General features: G+C 58.7%; 18 protein-coding genes. 7 read left to right on the forward strand and 11 right to left on the reverse strand.

All coding sequences use genetic code 11. From position 1 onward, the window contains the following. Positions 1–37: 37 nt before the first annotated feature. The 3 genes from JFT86_RS23590 to aceK form a co-directional block, all read right to left on the reverse strand. Entirely contained in the window at positions 38–1159 is a 1122-nt protein-coding gene (locus JFT86_RS23590; RefSeq protein WP_201238668.1) for a beta-ketoacyl-ACP synthase III, read from the reverse strand. Between the two features lie 403 nt (positions 1160–1562). Next, complete coding sequence (gene hrpA / locus JFT86_RS23595) at positions 1563–5474, reverse strand: ATP-dependent RNA helicase HrpA (protein WP_201238669.1); 3912 nt, start codon at positions 5472–5474, stop codon at positions 1563–1565. Between the two features lie 231 nt (positions 5475–5705). After that, a complete protein-coding gene (gene aceK / locus JFT86_RS23600) occupies positions 5706–7427 on the reverse strand; it encodes a bifunctional isocitrate dehydrogenase kinase/phosphatase (RefSeq protein ID WP_201238670.1) in 1722 nt (573 codons plus the stop codon). A gap of 399 nt (positions 7428–7826) precedes the next feature. On the opposite strand from aceK, the gene JFT86_RS23605 reads away from it, so the two are divergent. Further along, complete coding sequence (locus JFT86_RS23605; protein WP_201238671.1) at positions 7827–9452, forward strand: methyl-accepting chemotaxis protein; 1626 nt, start codon at positions 7827–7829, stop codon at positions 9450–9452. Positions 9453–9537: 85 nt separating this feature from the next. Further along, positions 9538–10446: a DMT family transporter gene (locus JFT86_RS23610; protein ID WP_201238672.1), complete on the forward strand. Its 909-nt coding sequence runs from the start codon at positions 9538–9540 to the stop codon at positions 10444–10446. Between the two features lie 84 nt (positions 10447–10530). On the opposite strand, the gene JFT86_RS23615 is transcribed toward JFT86_RS23610, so the two are convergent. After that, positions 10531–11394: a DMT family transporter gene (locus JFT86_RS23615; RefSeq protein WP_201238673.1), complete on the reverse strand. Its 864-nt coding sequence runs from the start codon at positions 11392–11394 to the stop codon at positions 10531–10533. 451 nt (positions 11395–11845) lie between these two features. Here JFT86_RS23615 and JFT86_RS23620 point away from each other — a divergent pair, with 451 nt between their 5' ends. Next, positions 11846–12373 carry a hypothetical protein gene (locus tag JFT86_RS23620; protein WP_201234499.1) on the forward strand — a complete coding sequence of 176 codons (528 nt, stop codon included), beginning with the start codon at positions 11846–11848 and terminating at the stop codon, positions 12371–12373. Continuing rightward, on the forward strand, positions 12370–12570 hold the full coding sequence (locus JFT86_RS23625; RefSeq protein WP_201234746.1) for a hypothetical protein: 201 nt from the start codon (positions 12370–12372) through the stop codon (positions 12568–12570). Before JFT86_RS23620 ends, JFT86_RS23625 begins: the two co-directional genes overlap by 4 nt. Before the next feature lie 57 nt (positions 12571–12627). Here JFT86_RS23625 and JFT86_RS23630 read toward each other — a convergent pair whose 3' ends face one another. Further along, the gene (locus JFT86_RS23630) at positions 12628–13566 is read right to left on the reverse strand and encodes an aspartyl/asparaginyl beta-hydroxylase domain-containing protein (protein WP_201238674.1); all 939 of its coding nucleotides are present in this window, start codon (positions 13564–13566) and stop codon (positions 12628–12630) included. A gap of 261 nt (positions 13567–13827) precedes the next feature. After that, positions 13828–14805 carry a cysteine synthase A gene (gene cysK, locus JFT86_RS23635; protein ID WP_201238675.1) on the reverse strand — a complete coding sequence of 326 codons (978 nt, stop codon included), beginning with the start codon at positions 14803–14805 and terminating at the stop codon, positions 13828–13830. 126 nt (positions 14806–14931) lie between these two features. Between cysK and JFT86_RS23640 the strand changes: the two genes are divergently transcribed. Further along, the gene (locus tag JFT86_RS23640; protein ID WP_201238676.1) at positions 14932–16008 is read left to right on the forward strand and encodes a DUF748 domain-containing protein; all 1077 of its coding nucleotides are present in this window, start codon (positions 14932–14934) and stop codon (positions 16006–16008) included. Here JFT86_RS23640 and JFT86_RS23645 read toward each other — a convergent pair. Together JFT86_RS23645 and JFT86_RS23650 are read right to left on the reverse strand one after the other, a co-directional pair. Further along, complete coding sequence (locus tag JFT86_RS23645) at positions 16005–16502, reverse strand: helix-turn-helix domain-containing protein (protein WP_201238677.1); 498 nt, start codon at positions 16500–16502, stop codon at positions 16005–16007. The genes JFT86_RS23640 and JFT86_RS23645 overlap by 4 nt on opposite strands. Further along, the gene (locus JFT86_RS23650; RefSeq protein ID WP_201238678.1) at positions 16490–16720 is read right to left on the reverse strand and encodes a DUF4160 domain-containing protein; all 231 of its coding nucleotides are present in this window, start codon (positions 16718–16720) and stop codon (positions 16490–16492) included. The genes JFT86_RS23645 and JFT86_RS23650 overlap by 13 nt, the downstream gene beginning before the upstream one ends. A gap of 201 nt (positions 16721–16921) precedes the next feature. On the opposite strand from JFT86_RS23650, the gene JFT86_RS23655 reads away from it, so the two are divergent. Beyond that, positions 16922–17767, forward strand: a complete 846-nt coding sequence (locus JFT86_RS23655; RefSeq protein WP_064388391.1) for a MoxR family ATPase — start codon at positions 16922–16924, stop codon at positions 17765–17767. Positions 17768–17778: 11 nt separating this feature from the next. Continuing rightward, positions 17779–18957 carry a VWA domain-containing protein gene (locus JFT86_RS23660; RefSeq protein WP_201238679.1) on the forward strand — a complete coding sequence of 393 codons (1179 nt, stop codon included), beginning with the start codon at positions 17779–17781 and terminating at the stop codon, positions 18955–18957. Between the two features lie 92 nt (positions 18958–19049). Here JFT86_RS23660 and JFT86_RS23665 read toward each other — a convergent pair whose 3' ends face one another. Genes JFT86_RS23665 through JFT86_RS23675 form a run of 3 tightly spaced genes read right to left on the reverse strand, consistent with a single transcriptional unit; the run spans position 19050 to position 21423 of the window. Further along, positions 19050–19973, reverse strand: coding sequence for a biotin-dependent carboxyltransferase family protein (locus JFT86_RS23665; protein ID WP_201238680.1), 924 nt, complete (start codon positions 19971–19973; stop codon positions 19050–19052). Continuing rightward, positions 19970–20674 (reverse strand): 5-oxoprolinase subunit PxpB, encoded by a 705-nt coding sequence (pxpB, locus tag JFT86_RS23670; RefSeq protein WP_201238681.1) that lies wholly within the window; start codon positions 20672–20674, stop codon positions 19970–19972. The genes JFT86_RS23665 and pxpB overlap by 4 nt, the downstream gene beginning before the upstream one ends. Further along, the gene (locus JFT86_RS23675; protein WP_201238682.1) at positions 20671–21423 is read right to left on the reverse strand and encodes a 5-oxoprolinase subunit PxpA; all 753 of its coding nucleotides are present in this window, start codon (positions 21421–21423) and stop codon (positions 20671–20673) included. Before JFT86_RS23675 ends, pxpB begins: the two co-directional genes overlap by 4 nt. Positions 21424–21448 lie beyond the last annotated feature (25 nt).

The raw sequence follows: 21448 nt of genomic DNA on the forward strand, positions 1-21448 counted from the left end.
GAAAAGTCAACGCAGTTAAGCGGAAATTAAACCAATTTCAACGCTTGCGCAGAATCACGCTACCGATCGAGTAGCCCGCACCGAACGAACTCAGTACCGCCAGCGAACCACTGGCCAGATCATCCTGATACTTGTGGAAAGCAATTACCGAGCCTGCGGAGCTGGTGTTGGCGTAGGTGTCGAGGATCACCGGTGCTTCTTCTTCGGTAGCCTCGCGGCCCAGCAGTTTGCGCACGATCAGGTGGTTCATGCTCAGGTTGGCCTGGTGCAGCCAGAAGCGCTTGACGTCGCCGACGTTGAGCTTGTTCTCCTCCAGATGCGCACCGATCAGTTCGGCCACCATCGGGCAGACATCCTTGAACACCTTGCGGCCTTCCTGCACGAACAGTTTGTCGCGGGCACCAACGCCCTCTTCCGCCGCGCGGTTGAGGAAACCGAAGTTGTTGCGGATGTTGTTGGAAAACTTGGTCAGCAGTTTGGTGCTGACCACGTCGAACTGGTGCTTGGAGGTAGCGGTGTCTGCACGCTCGATAATCACCGCAGTCGCGGCGTCGCCGAAGATGAAGTGGCTGTCGCGGTCACGGAAGTTCAGGTGACCGGTGCAGACTTCCGGGTTGACCATCAGGATCGCCCGGGCCTGGCCCAGTTGCACCGTGTTGGCGGCTTGCTGGATACCGAAGGTGGCCGACGAGCAGGCCACGTTCATGTCGAAACCGAAGCCTTGAATGCCCAGCGCTTCCTGGACTTCGATGGCGATGGCCGGATAGGCGCGTTGCAGGTTGGAGCAGGCGACGATCACGCCATCGATGTCAGCGGCGGTTTTGCCGGCGCGCTGCAAGGCTTGTTCGGCAGCGCCGATGGCCATCTGGCAGAGTACCGACCATTCGTCGTTGGAGCGCTCCGGCAGACGCGGGGCCATGCGCTGCGGATCAAGAATGCCGTCCTTGTCCATGACAAAGCGGCTCTTGATGCCTGAGGCTTTTTCGATGAAGGCGGCGCTGGATTCAGTCAGGGCCTGGATTTCGCCGCTGGCGATGGCGTCGGCGTTGTCCGCGTTGAACTGCGCGACGTAGGTATTGAAAGACTGCACCAGCTCTTCGTTGGAGATGCTGTTGGCCGGGGTGTACAGGCCGGTGCCGCTGATGACGACGTTATGCATGGTCGTTTCTCTAATCTGTTCAGGCAGAAAGTGCTGGAACCGTCGTACCAACACACAAAGGGTCTATTCCCATCAGGGGGACGCAAACCTGGCATCGCTTTATTCCGCTCCGTGACCGCGCCAAAGGCTCTGGGTCGCGAAACCGGCGTTTATGGTCGCGAAGTTTGCCATAAAGCCGAGGTTTTGGCCCCTTTCTCAAGCACCACCCCATTTCCCTGTAGGAGTGAGCCTATGTGGCGAGGGGATTTATCCCCGATCGGCTGCGAAGCAGTCGCCAAACAATCACACTCATTTCAACTGAAGGACTGAAATGATCGATTTTGGGGCGGCTTCGCCACCCATCGGGGATAAATCCCCTCGCCACAAAAGCCGCCCCCACAAGAGGAGTTGCGTACCCTCAAGATCACGGTTCGACCTGGGTCCATTGCTTATTCAGGCGTTTGTCGGAGATCGGCACTTTCGTCCCCAATTGCTGGGCGAATAGCGACACCCGGTATTCCTCCAGCCACCAGCGGTACAACTCAAGCTGCGGATCACGTTTGCCTTCCTGCGCATGCTTGGCCGCGCGAGTCTGGTATTGCGCCCAGAGCCCGGCGAGTTCGCCGCTCCAGACACGATCCTTCTGCAACTGTGCACCGAGCTTTTCGAAACGCTGCTCGACTGCTTTCAGATAACGTGGCAGCTCTTTAAGCCACTGCATCGGGGTTTCCCGGACAAACCCCGGATAAACCAGATTGTTGATCTGCTGCTTGATGTCGTTCAACGCAACGGCTTGCGCCAGATCGATCTTGCCCTTGAAGCGCTTTTGCAGACCATGCCAGAGCTTGAGGATTTCCAGCGTCAGGCGTGCCACGCGCTCGGCATGCTCGGTCCAGTTGCCGCGTTTGCGTTCAGCCAGTGCCGCCAAACCGGCGCCATCTCGCGGCAACGGGTCTTCACCTTCAAGAATGCAGCTGTCGAGACTGGCCAGCAGAATGTCTTCGACCAGCGCATCAACACGACCCAACTCGCGGTAGAGCAAGCCCAGTTCGGTCTGCCCCGGCAACTTGCCACGCAGGAACTTGGCCGGCTCGGCGAGTTGCTGCATCAACAGACGCTGCAACGCCCGACGATGCTGGAACTCGGCTTCGGCCGGGGTCGAGAACCGCCCTTCCTTGACCGTGCCGCCCTCTTCGACCAGCGCCGGATAGACCGTCATCGACAGCCCGGCGATCTTCTGCTGAGTCTTTTCTGCCACTGGCGCAAAGACTTTGGCTTCCACCGGTTGCTGACTTTTCGCGCTCTGCGGCACCGCCAATGCCGCCTGACTGGCTTCGGCAAAACGCGCAGTCAGCTCGGCCAGATCACGCCCTTCGCCAAGGAACTTGCCTTGGCCGTCGACGATTTCCAGGTTCATCCGCAGATGCCCTTCGACGCCTTGCTCGGCTTCCGCCCAGGCCTCATCGCTGACCCGCGCACCGGTCATGCGCAGCAATTCACGGCCCAACGCCTGCGGCAACGAACCGTCGGCAAACGTCATGCGTTGCAACGCGGCTTTGATGAAGTCCGGCACCGGCACGAAGTTCTTGCGCAGCGCCTTCGGCAAGTTACGCACCAGAGCGATGCACTTGGCCTCGATCATCCCCGGCACCAGCCACTCCAGACGCTCCGGCGGCAGCATCGGCAGCAGCGGCGCCGGCACGCGCAGGGTCACGCCGTCACGCGGGTGATTGGGTTCGAAATGATAGGTCAGCGCCAGTTCCAGATCACCGATATGCAAGGTGTCCGGGTAATCCCGCGCCGTGACTTCACTGGCCTCGCGGGCCAGCACGTCTTCTTCGCGCATGATCAGCAATTGCGGATCTTTCTGGCTGTTGATGCGATACCAGCTGTCGAACGTCGCCGTCTGGTGAATCTCCGCCGGCAACCGCGCATCGTAGAAGGCGTAGAGGGTTTCTTCGTCGGCGAGAATGTCGCGACGACGGGCCTTGGCCTCAAGTTCGTCGAGCTGTTCCAGCAGTCGCTGGTTGGCGCTCAGGCACTTGGCTTTCGACTGAATCTCGCCACGCACCAGACCTTCGCGGATGAACAGTTCACGCGACACCACCGGATCGACCGGGCCGTAATGCACCGGTCGACGGCCGACCACGATCAGCCCGAACAGAGTGATCTGTTCAAACGCCACGACCTGGCCGCGCTTCTTCTCCCAGTGCGGTTCGAAGTGGTTTTTCTTGATCAGATGACCGGCCAGCGGCTCGATCCAGTCGGCGTCGATCTTGGCGACCATACGCGCGTACAGCTTGGTGGTTTCCACCAGTTCGGCGGTCATCAGCCATTGCGGGCGTTTCTTGCCGATGCCTGACGACGGATGAATCCAGAAGCGCCGCTGACGTGCGCCAAGGTAATCGCCGTCCTCGGTTTTCTGGCCGATCTGGCTGAGCAGGCCGACCAGCACTGCTTTGTGCAATTTCGGGTAATCGGCCGGCTCTTTATTCAGACTCAACTGCATGTCGCGGCAGATCAGGCTCAACTGGCGATGGGAATCACGCCACTCGCGCAGACGCAGATAATTGAGGAAATTCTTGCGGCACCAGTTACGCAGCGGGCTCGCGGTCAGGGCTTGGCGCTGCTCTTCAAAACCGCGCCAAAGATTGACCAGCCCGGCGAAGTCGGAATCAGTGTCCTTCCATTGCGCGTGGGCCTGGTCGGCGGCTTGCTGGCGCTCCGGCGGACGTTCACGCGGATCCTGAATCGACATGGCGCTGGCGACAATCAGCACTTCTTGCAGGCTGCCGAGCTTCGCCGCTTCGAGCAACATGCGGCCCATGCGCGGATCCACCGGCAAGCGCGCCAATTGGCGGCCCAGTGGCGTCAGTTGACTGTTGCGATCCACCGCCGAGAGTTCTTGCAGCAGGTTGAAACCGTCACTGATCGCCTTGCCATCCGGCGGCTCGATAAACGGGAACGCGGTGATTTCGCCGAGACGCAGATGAAGCATCTGCAAAATAACCGCGGCGAGGTTGGTGCGCAGAATCTCCGGATCGGTAAATTCCGGACGGCCGAGGAAATCTTCTTCGCTGTACAAGCGAATGCAGATGCCCGGCTCGACCCGACCACAACGGCCCTTACGCTGGTTGGCACTGGCCTGGGAAATCGCCTCGATCGGCAAGCGCTGGACTTTCGCACGGTAGCTGTAACGGCTGATACGCGCGGTGCCGCTGTCGATCACGTAGCGGATGCCCGGCACGGTCAGCGAGGTCTCGGCAACGTTGGTCGCCAACACCACTCGACGGCCCGGGTGCGACTGGAAAATACGTTGTTGTTCGGCCGGCGACAGGCGTGCGTACAGCGGCAGAATTTCAGTGTGTTTGAGCTGGGCTTTACGCAGCATGTCCGCCGCATCGCGAATCTCGCGCTCGCCGGGCAGGAACACCAGCACATCGCCGGGACTGCGGCGTTCGCTGCGCTCATAAGCGGCGATTTCATCGAGGGTGGCGAGGATCGCCTGATCCACGGTCAGGTCGTCTTCGACGCGGTTGCCCTCTTCGTCCTGCTCAAGCGTCAGCGGGCGATACCAGGTGTCCACCGGGAAAGTGCGGCCGGACACCTCGACAATCGGCGCGTCATCGAAATGTTTGGAGAAACGCTCCAGATCGATGGTCGCCGAGGTGATGATGACTTTCAGGTCCGGACGGCGCGGCAGCAGGGTTTTCAGGTAACCGAGCAGGAAGTCGATGTTGAGACTGCGTTCGTGCGCCTCGTCGACGATGATCGTGTCGTAGCGTTCCAGATACCGGTCGTTCTGGGTTTCCGCGAGCAGAATGCCGTCGGTCATCAGTTTGATCAGCGTATTGGAATCGCTCTGATCTTCGAAACGTACCTGATAGCCGACCAACGCCCCGAGCGGCGTGGCAAGTTCTTCGGCGACCCGGCTAGCGACGCTGCGTGCAGCGATTCGGCGTGGCTGGGTGTGACCGATCAGACCATGTTGACCGCGACCGATTTCCAGACAGATCTTCGGCAACTGCGTGGTTTTACCCGAACCGGTTTCACCGGCAATGATCAGGACCTGGTGCTTTTCCAGCGCAGCCTTGATTTCGTCACGCTTGGCGGCGATCGGCAGGCTGTCGTCGTAACGAATCACCGGCAGGCTGGCGCGGCGCGCCAACACTTGATCGCAGGACGCCTGCATGCGCGTCACCCACTGGGCCAGCTTGGCTTCGTCGGGTTTCTTGCGCAGCTCAAGCAACTGCCGCCGCAGCCGGTGGCGGTCGGCAAGCATGGCGTGATCGAGGTTTTTCAGCAGTTTGTCGATGGAGGGCGATTCGTCGGTCATCGGGTACGCAATTCGGTCGTCTATTTGTGCAGGGGGCGGATTGTCGCAGATTTGCGGCACTGAACACGACTGCGAGGTGCTCTTGTGGCGAGGGGATTTATCCCCGATCGGCTGCGCAGCAGTCGCCGACTGGCTATCAAAGTCGATCTGGGGCGTCTGAGTTGAATGGTTTTGGGGGGCTTCGCACCCCATCGGGGATAAATCCCCTCGCCACAATGTGTTCAGGGGGAGTTATTCGTTATCCAGGCCTTTACGCCGATAGGGGAAGACGTCGATGACTTTCCCCGCCCGAATCGCCTCCTGTAAACCCTTCCAGTAATCGGCGTTGTACAACTCGCCATGCAACTGATCGAACAACTTGCGTTGCGCCGAATCGGCGAACAGGAACGGCGGAAACTCCTCGGGAAATACATCCAGCGGCCCGATCGAGTACCACGGCTCGGAGGCCATTTCGTCCTCCGGCGTACGCGGTGCCGGGATATGGCGAAAGTTCGCCTCGGTCAGAAAACAGATTTCGTCGTAGTCATAGAACACCACCCGCCCGTGCCGCGTGACACCGAAGTTCTTCAGCAGCATGTCGCCGGGAAAGATGTTCGCCGCCGCCAGTTGCTTGATCGCCAAACCGTAGTCTTCCAGCGCCTCACGCACTTGCGCTTCGTTGGCGTTTTCCAGATACAGGTTGAGCGGCGTCATCCGCCGCTCGGTCCAGCAGTGGCGGATCAGCACGGTGTCGCCCTCGACCGAGACCGTCGACGGTGCGACTTCGAGCAATTCTTCAAGGCACGCCGGATCGAACTTGCTCAGCGGAAAACGGAAATCAGCAAACTCCTGGGTATCGGCCATGCGCCCTACCCGGTCGACACTTTTCACCAGTCGGTACTTCTCGATCACCGTGGCGCGGTCGACGTTTTTCGACGGCGAAAAACGGTCTTTGATGATTTTGAACACGGTGTTGAAGCCCGGCAGTGTGAACACACTCATGACCATCCCGCGCACGCCCGGGGCCATGATGAACTGGTCGTCGGTGTTGGCCAGATGATTAATCAGCGCCCGATAGAACTCGGATTTACCGTGTTTGTAGAAGCCGATCGAGGTGTACAACTCGGCAATGTGCTTGCCCGGCAGAATGCGCCGCAGGAAGCCAATGAACTCCGCCGGCACCGGCACATCGACCATGAAGTACGAACGGGTGAAGGAGAAGATGATCGACACGTCGGCTTCGTCGGTGATCAACGCATCGATCTGAATTCCGCGGCCCTCGCGGTGCAACAGCGGAATCACCAGCGGCCATTGCTCGTCGCGGGTGTAAATGCGCCCGACCAGATACGCGCCCTTGTTGCGGTACAGCACCGACGAAAACAGCTCGACGCTCAGCTCCGGATCCTTGCACACCCAGTCCGGCAGGTTCTCGCGCAATTGCGCTTCGAGGCGGCGCAGATCGCCCGGCAGATCGGCGTAATCCTCGCTGAAACGGTAGTCGGCGAAAATGCTCGCGAGCATCCCCGACAACTGGCCTTGCGGTTTGTAGGTACGGGTTTGCGCGGCGCGGGCACGACGCAGACTCGGACGCGTGGTGTGGATGAACATGCAGCCGTCGCTGATCAGGTCATGACTGAACAGCCCACAGAAAATCGAGTTGTACCAGGTCTCGGACAGTTCATCGTCGAAGCGCAGGTCGATGACGCTGATGTAAGCGCTTTTCACCAGCGGCCAGCAGCTGACATTCATCAGAGACTCATCGTCGAAATGCTCGCGTAGCCGAGCGATGGTCTCACCGACTTTCTCTTCGTAGAGGTTGATCCTGGCCGCCGACGCGGTCTGTGTCTCCTGCCAGCGCGCGTGTTCGAAGCGTTCACGCGCGCCATCGGTGATCCGGCGGAAATGCTCGCGGTAATCGTCAAAGCCATCGAGGATCATGCGGGCGATGTCGGTGGCTGGCCATTGCTGCGGCATAGATGAGACCTCTGCGTGCATGTGGAAATCTGTGCCTGAGCTTAGCCACGGAACCGTGCGCAGGTGAAGTGCAATTTCTGCCAAATCCGCGGCAGACCTGTACAGCGACACAGTTTTTATCAAAGTTTTTTTAATCGACCGTTCGGTCAATAAACAGCCTTTCAGACGCTTTCTGCCACCAGCCACCAGCCCACGGATTCTCTGGCTTTCGGATCCAATCCGGCATTGAACTCTCTAGCTCGCGCCTTGGCGGCAGGTGCGATGCCATATCTGGAGCGTGTCCGGATTGGTCTTACCAAAATGATGGCACTTTGATATACATCCCGCCATCACCCGCCTGACAACAAGATCCTCGGTCCACGAGGACGACCTCTCCCTCAAAGATCAAGGAGCACATTGATGTCTATCCGGAATCTGCGCATAGGTTTGCGCGCCAGTTTGAGTTTTGCCGTGTTAGCCGGCCTGCTGGTCGTGGTTGGCCTGTTTGGCCTGGGACAAATGAAGACCTTGCGCGAAAGCGCCTCGGTGATTGAAGAATCGTGGATGCCGAGCATCGAAAGCATTCATGACGCGGCGGCGAACATCGCCAGCATCCGCCTCGAATCCCTGCGGCTGATCGCCAATCCCCAGGCGGCGATTCGTGAAAAAAGCAAAGGTATTATCAAGGCGCAACGCGAAGAATTGCTCAAGCGCCTCAGTGATCACAAAACCCTGATTGCCAGTGATCAGGAGGACGCCCTGCTCAATGGCTTGAGTGCAGCCGTCGGCAAATACCTGAGCATCCTCGACCAGATCATCAAGCAGACCGACGCCGGCCAGACCGAGCAGGCGCTCGCTCTCCTGAACACTGAACTGGCGCCACAGGGCACGGTGCTCGATGTCACACTGGAGCAGATGATCACCCTCAATCAGCAAGGTGCCGACATCGCCGCCGACGCTGCGGCGGCCATGTACGAGCGCGCACTGTGGATTGTCGGCAGCATCATTGTCATCGCACTGCTGGCGACGCTGCTGCTGGCCTGGCAACTGACCCGCAGCATCACCACGCCGATCAATCAGGCCCTGAACGTGGCACGCAAAATTGCCGCCGGCGACCTCAGCGGCCAGATTGTCAGCGAAGGCAAGGATGAAGCGGCGCAGTTGCTCGACGCCCTGGCCGAGATGCAGATGAACTTGCGTTCGACCATTCGCGGCATCAGCGAGTCGGCGCAACAACTGGCCTCCGCTGCCGAGGAAATGAGCTCGGTGATGGAGCAAAGCACCCGGGGCCTGCAACAGCAGAACGATCAGATTGAACAGGCCGCCACTGCCGTTACGGAAATGAGCACGGCGGTGGATGAGGTCGCAGCCAACGCAGTGTCCAGTGCCGAAGCTTCCGAAGCCTCCAACGAAGACAGCAAGCACGGCCATGTACAGGTCAGCGAGACCATCAGTTCCATTCAGGAACTGGTCGGCGCGGTGCTCGGTGCCTCGGAGCAAGCCGAGGGCCTCGCCACTCAGGCTCAGGACATCAGCAAAGTACTCGAGGTGATCCGCGGCATCGCCGGGCAGACCAATCTGCTGGCGCTCAACGCAGCGATCGAAGCGGCGCGGGCCGGTGAAGCCGGGCGCGGGTTTGCGGTGGTCGCCGATGAAGTGCGCTCGCTGGCGCAACGCACGCAAAACTCCACCGAAGAAATCGAGCTGATGATCACCAGCATTCAGCACGGCACCGGCGCGACGGTCAGCGCGCTGCAAAGCAGTGCCGAGCAGGCCGGGCAGACATTGCGTCGCGCAAACAGCGCCGGGCAGGCGCTGGAGAAAATCACCGCGTCGATTTCGCAGATCAACCAGCGCAATCTGGTCATCGCCAGCGCTGCCGAGCAACAGGCGCTGGTGGCGCGCGAGGTCGATGAGAATCTGGTGAACATCCGTGATCTCTCGACGCAAACCGCCGCTGGCGCCACGCAGACGTCCGCCGCGAGCCAGGAACTGTCGCGTCTGGCAGTCGACCTGAACGGTTTGGTCACGCGGTTTGTGATTTAAGCGGAAAGTTAAATGCCTGATTAGCGGTTGCCATCGTCAGGGCGCTCGGCAACACTCTCGTCCCGATCTTGGAAGGAGACTCGTCGTGAGCCCAGTCGATATTTTCCGTATGTTGTCGCTGGCGGCCATCTGGGGCGCGAGTTTTCTGTTCATGCGCATTATTGCGCCGGTGATCGGCACGATTCCGACGGCGTTTTTCCGCGTGTCGATCGCTGCCGTCGGCCTGCTGGTGATCCTCGGACTGATGCGCATCAGCTGGGATTTCAAAGGCAAACTGAAAACCGTGATGTTGCTCGGGGTGATCAACTCGGGGATTCCGGCGACGCTGTATTCGGTGGCTGCCCAAGTGCTGCCGGCGGGTTACTCGGCGATCTTCAACGCCACCACGCCGTTGATGGGCGTGTTGATCGGCGGCTTGTTCTTCAGTGAAAAACTCACCGTCGCGAAATTGACCGGCGTGTTCCTCGGCCTGTTCGGAGTCGGCGTACTCACGCGCGCAGGCCCGGTGGCTTTCGATCTGGAGTTGCTGATGGGCGCCCTCGCCTGCCTGCTCGCCACCACATGCTATGGCTTCGCCGGCTTCCTCACCCGGCGCTGGCTGGATCAAAGTGGTGGGCTCGACAGCCGACTCTCGGCGGTCGGCAGCATGCTCGGTGCTTCGCTGTTTCTCCTGCCGTTGTTCATCTACAGCGTGATCACTGCGCCACCAGCAAGCTGGGGCGGCTGGAATGTCTGGCTGTCGTTGCTGGGCCTGGGGTTGGGCTGCACCGCGTTTGCCTACATCATTTACTTCCGCCTGCTCAGCTCCATCGGCCCGGTGAAGTCGATGACCGTGACCTTCATGATCCCGGCGTTCGGCGTATTGTGGGGGGCGTTGTTGCTGGATGAGCCGCTGTCGATGGCGCATCTGTATGGCGGCGTGTTGATTGCGCTGGCGCTGTGGCTGGTGTTGAAACCGGCGGTGGTCAAACCCACACAGGTAGTAAAACTGTAGGAGCTGCCGCAGGCTGCGATCTTTTGACTTGTAATTTTCAAGATCAAAAGATCGCAACCTGCGGCAACTCCTACAGGAGTCGCGTTATTTCGACTTACGGAAAACGAACGCCAGACCAACGATGATCAACAGCATCCCGAGCACGCTCAACGCGGCCAGGCGATTGCCGAAAATCAGGTAGTCCATCACCGCCGTCACCGCCGGCACCAGATAGAACAGACTGGTCACATTCACCAGATTGCCCCGTGCGATCAGGCGATACAGCAACAGCGTCGCGAGCACCGACACCACCAGCCCCATCCACAACACCGGCACGATGAAGCCGGCGCTGTGTTCGAAGTGAAACGGCTGGAACGGCACGAAAATCCCGCAGAGCAACAGACCCGCCAGATACTGCACCGGCAACGTTCCGAGGGGATTGTCGGTAATGCGTTTCTGCATGATCGACCCCAGCGTCATGCTCGCCAGTGCCAGCAAGCCAAACAACATCCCCGCCCAGGACATCCCGGCCAGACCGATGCCCTGGTAGACCACCATGATCAGCCCGGCCAATCCCAACGCCAGACCAAACATACGGCTCGCCGAACGCTGCCGCTCCATCAATACCACCGTGAGAATCGGCTGCACGCCCATGATGGTCGCCATCACCCCCGGCGTGACTTTGGTGTTCAGCGCCAGCAGATAAAAAATCTGATAAGCGCCCAACAACACCACACCCGTGGCGATCGCAAACAGCATCGGTCTACCGCCCTTGGGCAGCTTCAGCTTGAGCAGCGGCGCCAGCAGCACCAGCCCGCAGAGGGCAATGACAAAACGGATCAGCAGAAAGGCAAAGGGCGACGCGTGCGCCAAGCCCCATTTGGAGAAGATCGCCCCGCTGCTCCACAGCAGAACGAACAGGCTCGTGGACGCCGCCGCGAGCGCGGTTTTTTTCGAAAGGACAAACATGAATACCACCTGTAGTCAGGCACAAAGCCAATTCAGCCGAAGCTGAAATTCAGTAGGTTTTTTTCAGGCGGGCACTGGGTTCAGCAGAAACTGCCGATCAGCCCGAAACGCCAACGCCCGGCGGTGATACGACTGCGCACACCGGCGTGCTACTGACAGGTGGGGGGTAGTGACTGATCTGCTTTGGCTGCTGATTCCCGCACGGCACGACGCCAGCGCTGACCGCTGAATCGACTACCGCGTTGATGAGGAATGCAGGCATTTGGGCAGATCTTCTTGAAGGATTGGAAGGTGAGTCGTGCGACTCACGAGCGCCGACTATAACCAGCGTGGGACATGGATTGCAATGATTTGGGCAAAGGGCCGGTAACGACGAATGGATGACGGCTGAATAGGCTGTGGAGCAACCGCAACACCTGTCGATGGGGAGACATGGAATGCTCGAAATCATATGCCAAGAGAACGGACGTATTTGCGGTATCAGTTGTATCGGTCAGAGGCGAGAAAGGCGGCTAGTATCACCACCAAGAGAAGGCTTTTTCATGAGGGAGCAGACTTTTCGAAAATACGCTTCAAACCCATCGATACTCAGGCAATAAGTGCTTTTGAGCTTTGGGATAATCCGCATTTTTCCTGGGGAGAGGTCGTCACCTGGAAGACCCGAGAACCCTTGTCTCTGGATGTCGCGATCTGGTTTGAACAAGAGCTTTGCGGGCTGTGTTTTGTCATTCCAAACAATAGCCGTCAGCGAATTCGAATCGTGCGGCTTGAGGGAAGGCCAGGGGAAGCGCATCCACTTAAAAACCGTATCGCGGCGTTGGCGATGTTGGCCATTGACGAATTTGCCCAAATTATTGGCAGCAGATTGATTGAAGTTCAGGAGCCCATGCAAGGAGCCATTCCGAAATATAGGCAGCTCGGCTTCAAATTTGATTTGGATGGCCGCCTTGTGCTCGCAGTGGAGGGTAAAGCATTGTGAAAACTGTTCAATTAATGATCAGCGAGGGCAAAAAAATGCGTAAAGATGTTAAAAAAGCACCCTCAAAGAAGGGACCACGCAAAGCCGATGAAAAGCTGGGTGATTTCGTGTTATCCACCAACCAGCGACGATTTCTGCAAGTTCTTGTCGATGGTATTGACGTGGATGAACCCAACGTCCTCGCCGGACGGCGCTGACTTGCAGGCAATAAAAAACCGCTCACAAGAAGCGGTTTTTTATTTCTGTATCCAGCCTCAACCAAACAGCCAATACCCCAACAACGTTAACACCACCACTGCCAGCACCGGTCGCAGGACACGATAGGCCTTGGGGTTACGGCGCTTCCACTGTTTGACCACGCCGCTGAACTTGTCACTGAAGTTCTTGCTCCAGGCGTAGGCCTGGTTGATACCGCCGACACGTTCGTCGTCGAGGTTCTGCGGTGCGGTTGCGCGACCGAGCCAGCCACTGATGAAGCGGTTGACGCGGGTCATGACGCGGTTGCTCAGCGGTCGCTCGATGTCGCAGAACAGGATGACGCGGGTCTTGTCAGTTTCGTTCTTGACCCAATGCACATAGGTCTCGTCGAACATCACATCCTCGCCATCGCGCCAGGCGTAAACCTGGCCATCGACGAAAATGCGGCAATCGTCGGAGTTCGGAGTCGACAAACCGAGGTGGTAGCGCAGGGAACCGGCAAACGGATCGCGATGCGGGTTGAGGTGACTACCGCCCGGCAACAGCGCAAACATGGCGCCTTTGACGTTCGGAATGGCACTGACCAGCGCCACGGTTTTCGGGCACAGGGCTTCTGCCGATGGCAACGGTTTGTCGTACCACTTGAGGTAGAAACGCTTCCAGCCCTTCTTGAAGAACGAGCCAAAACCGGCGTCGTTGTTCTTCTCCGCCGCACGGATGTAACCCTCGTCGAACAGGTGCATGGCTTCGTCGCGAATGGTTTCCCAGTTATCGCGCAGCACATCCAGTTCAGGGAATTTGCTGCGGTCCAGATAGGGTTTGGACGGCACGCCGGAGAACAGGTACATCAGGGCGTTGTACGGAGCGAACAGCGCCGAGTGGTTGACGAACTGGCGCAGCACCGGCAGGCGCGCCTTGCCGCGCAAATGCACGTAAAGGATGCTGCCCACAAACAGCAGCAACACCAACACTTTGGCGGCTAACGAAAAGGTCATCAACGACTCCTTGAATAAAGACAACACTGCGCAATGCCTTTTACCCGGCATGGCAGCCGGCCATGATAAACACTACCGGCCCGGGGAAAAACCCGTTCAACCTAATATTCAGTGTTAAGGATTGCGCAATAAAGCATTTATTAACATAAGGGTCCTGAACGGGGGCTGATCCAGATCAGACTTGCCTCTCAAGATTAAAAACAGGATCAAAAGATCGCAGCCTTCGGCAGCTCCTACACTGCGACCTTTTGATTTTCTCGATTACTGCTGGTTTTCCTGTTCGGTGAACAGGTCGCTGAACAACATGCTCGACAGATAACGCTCTCCGGAGTCCGGCAAGATCACGACAATGGTCTTGCCCTGCATTTCCGGGGTTTCTGCCAGGCGCACGGCAACCGCCATCGCTGCACCGCAGGAAATGCCGCACAAGATCCCCTCTTCCTGCATCAGACGCAGGGCCATCGCCTTCGACTCTTCGTCGGTAACCTGCTCGACCCGGTCGACCATGGTCAGGTCCAGATTCTTCGGTACGAAACCGGCGCCGATGCCTTGAATCTTGTGTGGTGCCAGAGGTTTCGCCTCTTCCCCCGCCAGCGTCTGTGTGATCACCGGCGACAACACCGGCTCAACCGCCACCGAGAGAATCGGTTTGCCCTGGGTATTCTTTATATACCGCGAAACACCGGTAATCGTTCCGCCAGTGCCGACGCCCGCCACCAGCACATCGACTGCGCCACCGGTGTCGTTCCAGATTTCCGGGCCGGTGGTTTTTTCGTGGATGGCCGGGTTGGCCGGATTGTCGAACTGCGCCGGCATGAAGTACTTGTCGGCATCGCTGGCGACAATCTCGGCAGCTTTCTCGATTGCTCCTTTCATGCCTTTGGTCGGCTCGGTCAGCACCAGTTCGGCCCCCAATGCTTTGAGGACTTTGCGGCGCTCGATGCTCATCGAAGCCGGCATGGTTAACATCAGTTTGTAGCCACGGGCGGCGGCGACGAAAGCCAGACCGATGCCGGTGTTGCCCGACGTTGGCTCGACGATGGTCATGCCTGGCTTGAGTTTGCCGCTGCTTTCGGCGTCCCAGATCATGTTGGCGCCGATCCGGCATTTCACCGAATATCCGGGGTTGCGCCCCTCGATCTTGGCCAGGATGGTCACGCCACGTGGCGCGATGCGGTTGATCTGCACCAGCGGCGTATTACCGATGGAATGGGCGTTGTCAGCAAAAATACGGCTCATGGCTGGGTCCTTATGCAGCGTTGAATTCAGCGCCCAAGGTATGCCTGTTGCCCATTGCAGTCCAGTCGGGTCGAACGTCTGCGGCCATGGGCAGTCAATCGCTTACATCGTTCGGGAATTGCCGCCATGAAGCGTCGCTACAGCTGGCCATTAGGGATTGTCGCCGTCATCGTCGTGTTGCTGATTGCCCTGCACATCGCCCTGCCTTATGTGGTGCGCGATTACCTCAACGACAAGTTGGCGAACATGGGCGACTACCGCGGACAGATCACCGACGTCGATCTGGCGCTGTGGCGCGGCGCGTACAGGATCAACGGCTTGAAAATCGTCAAAACCGACGGCAAGGTTCCGGTACCGTTCGTCGACGCACCGTTGATTGATCTGGCCGTCAGTTGGCATTCGCTGTGGTACGACCACGCCGTGGTGGCGCAGGTGAAGTTCGTCCAGCCTCAGGTGAACTTCGTCGATGGCGGCGCCAACAAGCAAAACTCGCAAACCGGTAAAGGCACCGACTGGCGCGCTCAACTGGGCAAACTGCTGCCGATCACCCTCGACGAAGTGCAGATCAGCGACGGCAAGATCAGCTTCCGCAACTTCAACTCCCAGCCACCAGTGAACATGAATGCCACCAACGTCGAGGCCAGCATCTATAACCTGACCAACGTGGTCGACAAACAGGGGAAGCGTGACGCGCGCTTCGAAGGCAAGGCCCTGCTGCTGGGCCATGCACCGCTGGAAACCACTGCCACGTTCGATCCCCTGAGCAATTTCGAAGACTTCGAATTCCGCCTGCGCGCCAAAGGCATCGAACTCAAGAGCATGAACGACTTCGCCTCGGCCTACGGCAAGTTCGACTTCAACGCCGGCCATGGCGATGTGGTCATCGAGGCCCAGGCGAAAAAAGCCCAGGTCAGCGGTTACATCAAACCACTGCTGCGCGACGTCGAAGTGTTCAACTGGCAGCAGGACGTGGAAAACAAGAACAAGAGCATCTTCCGCTCCGTCTGGGAGGCACTGGTGGGCGGCACGGAAACCGTGCTGAAGAACCAGGCCAAAAACCAGTTCGCCACCAAGGTCGAACTCAGTGGGAATGTGCATCAGCAAAATATCAACGCGTTCGAAGCTTTTTTGCAGATTTTGCGTAATGGTTTTATTCAGGCCTTCAATGCCCGATATGAACGGCCCAAGCCGGATGCGGGTTAAGGCTTTCGATTGACAATGTAGCGACCAGACTCCTCTGCTGCCATTGTCGAATTTTGTTGTAACGAGTCCCAGCCCAGGCAAGCCAGCGCCAATGAACGTGGAACTGCCTCACGTCCACTGCTGTAGCGACTGATGCTGCGAGCGCTGACACCTAATGCCTCTGCAGCCTGATTAAGTGACAGCCCCGTACGGGCACGCCAATCAATGAAAATTCGAGTATTTTCATCGGCTGCGTTTTGAGCCAGCGCATCCATATAAAGCGTGTCTGCACCAATCTGTATATCGGGCTCAAGCCATTCGACTGTCCAACCGTCGTCATCCATTGTTGCAGTCGCAAACACTTTGGGATCGAGCAATGGCTGCAGACCTGGATAAGTGTGAATATCCCGGCCCAGATCAAGAATCAGTTCCTGGCCATCAATAAAGGTCAGTGCCAATCGAAAATCTGACAGTGCCTGCACAGCTGACAGACGAGGCCTTTTCATGAGTAACATCGTTTCCAGTCCTCCAACAGTTGCGCTTGATGAGCCGAAACCCACGCCAGCGCTTCCTTGATAATCAGCGGCGGCGCTTTGCCCGTCATGACCTCAACGGTTTCAAGGCTCAACATCACTTCAAAGCCGCCACCGATGAGGTGAACATGGGGCGGCGGGTGATCCTTCTCGCGCAACTGAATGCGGTATTTGTCGCGAAATCGGTATTTAGTCGTCATGTCCGAAAGACTATCGCCAAATCGGCGATACCTGAATACTGGCCAACCGCCGAGACTGAGTCAACATGTGACGCCCCATTCAGAGACTGAATAAGCCGTCTGCGTTCACAGTCGACCAGCGTGCGCGTTATAGTCGGGCATCCGATTATTTCGCCCCCGCCCTGCCCGTTCAGGTCGGCGTTACCGTTCGAGGATTAGCAGATGAAGTTCGAAGGCACCCAGGCCTATGTCGCCACCGATGACCTGAAGCTGGCGGTCAACGCCGCTATCACCCTGGAGCGGCCGCTGCTGGTCAAGGGCGAGCCGGGCACCGGCAAGACCATGCTCGCCGAGCAACTGGCCGAATCGTTCGGCGCCAAGTTGATCACCTGGCACATCAAGTCCACCACCAAGGCGCATCAAGGCCTGTACGAGTACGACGCGGTCAGCCGTCTGCGCGACTCGCAACTGGGCAATGAGAAAGTCCACGATGTGCGCAATTACCTGAAGAAGGGCAAGCTCTGGGAGGCTTTCGAGTCCGAAGAGCGCGTCATTCTGCTGATCGACGAAATCGACAAGGCCGACATCGAATTCCCGAATGACTTGCTGCAAGAACTCGACAAGATGGAGTTCTACGTTTACGAGATCGACGAGACCATCAAGGCCAAGAAGCGCCCGATCATCATCATTACCTCCAACAACGAGAAAGAGCTGCCGGACGCGTTCCTGCGCCGCTGCTTCTTCCACTACATCGCTTTCCCGGACCGTCCGACCCTGCAGAAAATCGTCGACGTGCATTACCCGGATATCAAGAAGGATCTGGTCAGCGAAGCGCTGGACGTGTTCTTCGATGTACGCAAGGTGCCGGGCCTGAAGAAGAAGCCTTCGACTTCCGAGCTGGTCGACTGGCTGAAACTGCTGATGGCCGACAACATCGGCGAAGCGGTACTGCGCGAGCGCGATCCGACCAAAGCGATTCCGCCGCTGGCCGGCGCCTTGGTGAAGAACGAACAGGACGTGCAACTGCTTGAGCGTCTGGCGTTCATGAGCCGTCGCGGCTCTCGATAAGGGCCATCGTCATGTTGCTCAACCTGTTCAATGAAATGCGTGCAGCCAAGGTACCGGTTTCGGTGCGCGAGCTGCTCGACCTGATCAACGCGCTGAAACAGCGCGTGACCTTCGCCGACATGGACGAGTTCTATTACTTGTCGCGGGCGATTCTGGTGAAGGACGAACGGCATTTCGACAAGTTCGACCGCGCGTTCGGCGCCTACTTCAATGGTCTGGAAAAACTCGACGATCACTTGCAGGCGCTGATTCCCGAAGACTGGTTGCGCAAGGAATTCGAACGCTCGCTGAGTGACGAAGAGCGCGCACAGATCCAGTCCCTCGGCGGGTTGGACAAGCTGATCGAAGAGTTCAAAAAGCGCCTGGAAGAACAGAAAGAACGCCACGCTGGCGGCAATAAATGGATCGGCACCGGCGGCACCAGTCCGTTCGGTTCCGGCGGATTCAACCCGGAAGGCATTCGGGTTGGCGATGCCGGCAAGCGTCAGGGCAAAGCGGTCAAAGTCTGGGATCAGCGCGAGTACAAGAACCTCGATGACTCGGTGGAGCTGGGCACGCGCAACATCAAGGTGGCCCTGCGCCGCCTGCGTAAATTCGCTCGCCAAGGCGCGGCGGAAGAGCTGGACATCGATGGCACCATCGACCACACCGCCCGCGACGCCGGTCTGCTGAACATCCAGATGCGCCCGGAGCGACGCAACACGGTGAAGCTGTTGTTGCTGTTCGACATCGGCGGCTCGATGGACGCGCACGTGAAGATCTGCGAGGAGCTGTTCTCGGCCTGCAAGACCGAGTTCAAGCACCTGGAGTACTTCTACTTCCACAACTTCATTTATGAATCGGTGTGGAAGAACAACATGCGCCGCACTTCCGAGCGTTTCTCGACTCAGGATCTGCTGCACAAGTACGGCGCCGACTACAAAGTGATCTTCATTGGCGACGCGGCCATGGCGCCTTATGAAATCACCCAGGCCGGCGGCAGCGTCGAGCACTGGAACGAAGAGCCGGGCTACCTGTGGATGCAGCGCTTCATGGAGAAGTACAAGAAGCTCATCTGGATCAATCCGTATCCGAAAGATACGTGGGGCTACACCTCGTCGACCAATATCGTGCGGGATCTCATCGAGGATCAGATGTATCCGCTGACTTTGCGTGGGCTTGAGGAAGGGATGCGGTTTCTGTCCAAATAAACTGTTTTGTCTGGACGGACGCTATCGCGAGCAGGCTCACTCCTACATTTGGAACGCGTTCCCCTGTAGGAGTGAGCCTGCTCGCGATGCTTCTAGTTATCTTTGAAGCGCTGCAGATATTCGACCTGCTCCCGGTGCGCGACCTCCTGCACCACCGGCCGCAAGCTGATCTTCGCCCCCGGCAGACACTGCGCCAGCCGCGCCAGTGCCAACGGCGTCAACGCCCCCAATCGCGGATAACCACCAATGGTCTGCCGATCATTGAGCAGCACAATCGGCTGCCCATCCGGCGGCACCTGCACGGCGCCCAATGGAATACCCTCGGAAATCATCGGCTGGCCGTGATACTGCAACGTCTTGCCAAGCAAGCGAATCCCCATGCGATCAGCGCGACTGTCCAGGGTCCAGGCACTGTTGAACACATCAAACAGGCTCTGCCCGCTGAACTGGCCGATCTGTGCACCGAGCACCAGATCCAGCGGCGTGCTCAGCCGCAGGTCCGGACGATGTTCCATCGGCACCTCACGAACCACCAAGGTCTGCCCCTGATAACTCAGCGTCGCGCCTTTGGCCAACGGCAAGCCCATGCCATCCAGACCGCCGAGTTCTTCGCGCACCACCGTGGCGCTGCTGCCCAACACCTGCGGCGCGTCGAATCCACCGGGCGCCGCGAGATAGGCACGGGCGCCAAGCAGCGGCTGGGTAAACAGCAATTTCTGCCCCTGGCGCAATTTGAAACTGCGCCATGGCGCCAGTGGCTGACCGTCGATCTGCGCGCCGAGATCGGCCCCAGCCAGTGCCAGCAAGCAGTCCTGCTCAGCCACCACGGCAAACCCGCCAAGGGTAATTTCGATCACCGACACGTCCAGCTCATTGCCCAGCAGCCAGTTGGCCCAACTCATCGAACACCAGTCCGCCGCGCCGCCCTGGGTCACGCCCAGATGCCGCACGCCAAAGCGTCCGGCGTCCTGCAACAGGCACAGCGGCGTGCTCGCTTCAATCTTCAGTCGGCTCATGCCTGCGCCTCCAGAGGCGTGTCATCGCCGCCCAAACGAATGAATTCGGCATGGCTCACCGCTTCGAAACGCACGGTGTCGCCGGGTTGCATCAGGCTGTAGCCATCGCGGTTACGGTCAAACAGTTTGGCCGGAGTGCGGCCAATCAGGTTCCAGCCGCCGGGGGAGACCACGGGATAAGCGGCAGTCTGCCGTTCGGCGATACCGACGCTGCCGGCTGCGACTTTTTTGCGTGGGGTGCTCAGCCGTGGTGTAGCCAGAATCTCTTCGACCAATCCCATAAAGGCGAAACCCGGCGCAAAGCCAAGCGCGAATACCTGATATTCCCTGGCGCTGTGACGGCGAATCACCTCCTCCACCGCCAGACCACTGCGCTCGGCGAGCAAGCTCAGTTCCGGCCCGACACTCAGGTCATACCAGACCGGCAGCACATGGCACTGGCCGCCGGTTCGCGCATTCGGCGACAGGTCGACCAGCGCTTGCGTGATCAATTCCCGTGCCTGATTGGGGCTTAACCAAGTCAGATCGTAATGCACCATCAACGTCGTATAGGACGGCACCAGATCAATCAACTGTGTGCCGAAGGCCTTACGCAACCGCTCGCTGGCCGCGAGCATCCACGGCATGTTGGCCTCGGCGATTTCATCGAACAGACGCAGCATCAGGCAATCCAGTGCCACCACTTCAATCCTTGGGTTCATTGCGCATCCTGCTGATTCAGGGCCTCGCGAATGCGTTGCACGGCGGCGACAGAACTGGCGTTGTCGCCGTGTACGCAAAGGGTGTTGGCTTGCAAACGCAAGGCGCTGCCGTCATTGGCGGTGAGGTTGTCACCACGGGCAATCGTCAGCGCTTGTTCGATGATGATCTCGGGATCGTGATGCACCGCGCCCGGCAGTTGCCGTGAAACCAGTTTGCCGGCGCTGTCATAGGCGCGGTCAGCAAAGGCTTCGAACCACAGGGTGAGGCCATACTCATCGCCGATCTTCTGTGCAGCGTAATTGTCGCGAGTGGCCATCAGCATCAGCGGCAGACTGCGGTCGTAAGCCGCCACGGCCTGAATCACCGCGCGCAACTGCGCCGGGTTGGCCATCATGTCGTTGTACATCGCGCCGTGGGGTTTGACGTAACTGACTCGCCCGCCCTGAGCGCGGCAAATGCCGTCGAGGGCGCCGATCTGGTAATGCAGGATGTCTTGCAGTTCCTGCGCGGAGTACGCCATCGAACGGCGACCGAAGCCGACCAGATCCTGATAGGCCGGATGCGCTCCGATCTGCACGCCGTGACTCAGGGCCAGGCTGACGGTTTTGCGCATGATGCTCGGGTCGCCGGCATGGAAACCGCAGGCAACGTTGGCGCAATCGATGAACGGCATGACTTCGGCATCCAGACCCATGGTCCAGCTGCCGAAACTCTCGCCAATGTCGCAATTCAATAACAGGCGGCTCACGGTAAACACTCCTGTAGCTTTTTGT

This window comes from Pseudomonas sp. TH06, from assembly GCF_016651305.1.
In the GTDB taxonomy this organism is placed as follows: Bacteria; Pseudomonadota; Gammaproteobacteria; order Pseudomonadales; family Pseudomonadaceae; genus Aquipseudomonas.

Bases quoted from the DNA above. Each gene is read 5' to 3' on its own strand.
- JFT86_RS23590 (WP_201238668.1), bottom strand. From the start codon at position 1,159: ATGCATAACGTCGTCATCAGCGGCACCGGCCTGTACACCCCGGCCAAC.
- hrpA (WP_201238669.1), bottom strand. From the start codon at position 5,474: ATGACCGACGAATCGCCCTCCATCGACAAACTGCTGAAAAACCTCGAT.
- aceK (WP_201238670.1), bottom strand. From the start codon at position 7,427: ATGCCGCAGCAATGGCCAGCCACCGACATCGCCCGCATGATCCTCGAT.
- JFT86_RS23605 (WP_201238671.1), top strand. From the start codon at position 7,827: ATGTCTATCCGGAATCTGCGCATAGGTTTGCGCGCCAGTTTGAGTTTT.
- JFT86_RS23615 (WP_201238673.1), bottom strand. From the start codon at position 11,394: ATGTTTGTCCTTTCGAAAAAAACCGCGCTCGCGGCGGCGTCCACGAGC.
- JFT86_RS23620 (WP_201234499.1), top strand. From the start codon at position 11,846: ATGCCAAGAGAACGGACGTATTTGCGGTATCAGTTGTATCGGTCAGAG.
- JFT86_RS23630 (WP_201238674.1), bottom strand. From the start codon at position 13,566: ATGACCTTTTCGTTAGCCGCCAAAGTGTTGGTGTTGCTGCTGTTTGTG.
- cysK (WP_201238675.1), bottom strand. From the start codon at position 14,805: ATGAGCCGTATTTTTGCTGACAACGCCCATTCCATCGGTAATACGCCG.
- JFT86_RS23640 (WP_201238676.1), top strand. From the start codon at position 14,932: ATGAAGCGTCGCTACAGCTGGCCATTAGGGATTGTCGCCGTCATCGTC.
- JFT86_RS23645 (WP_201238677.1), bottom strand. From the start codon at position 16,502: ATGTTACTCATGAAAAGGCCTCGTCTGTCAGCTGTGCAGGCACTGTCA.
- JFT86_RS23650 (WP_201238678.1), bottom strand. From the start codon at position 16,720: ATGACGACTAAATACCGATTTCGCGACAAATACCGCATTCAGTTGCGC.
- JFT86_RS23655 (WP_064388391.1), top strand. From the start codon at position 16,922: ATGAAGTTCGAAGGCACCCAGGCCTATGTCGCCACCGATGACCTGAAG.
- JFT86_RS23660 (WP_201238679.1), top strand. From the start codon at position 17,779: ATGTTGCTCAACCTGTTCAATGAAATGCGTGCAGCCAAGGTACCGGTT.
- JFT86_RS23665 (WP_201238680.1), bottom strand. From the start codon at position 19,973: ATGAGCCGACTGAAGATTGAAGCGAGCACGCCGCTGTGCCTGTTGCAG.
- pxpB (WP_201238681.1), bottom strand. From the start codon at position 20,674: ATGAACCCAAGGATTGAAGTGGTGGCACTGGATTGCCTGATGCTGCGT.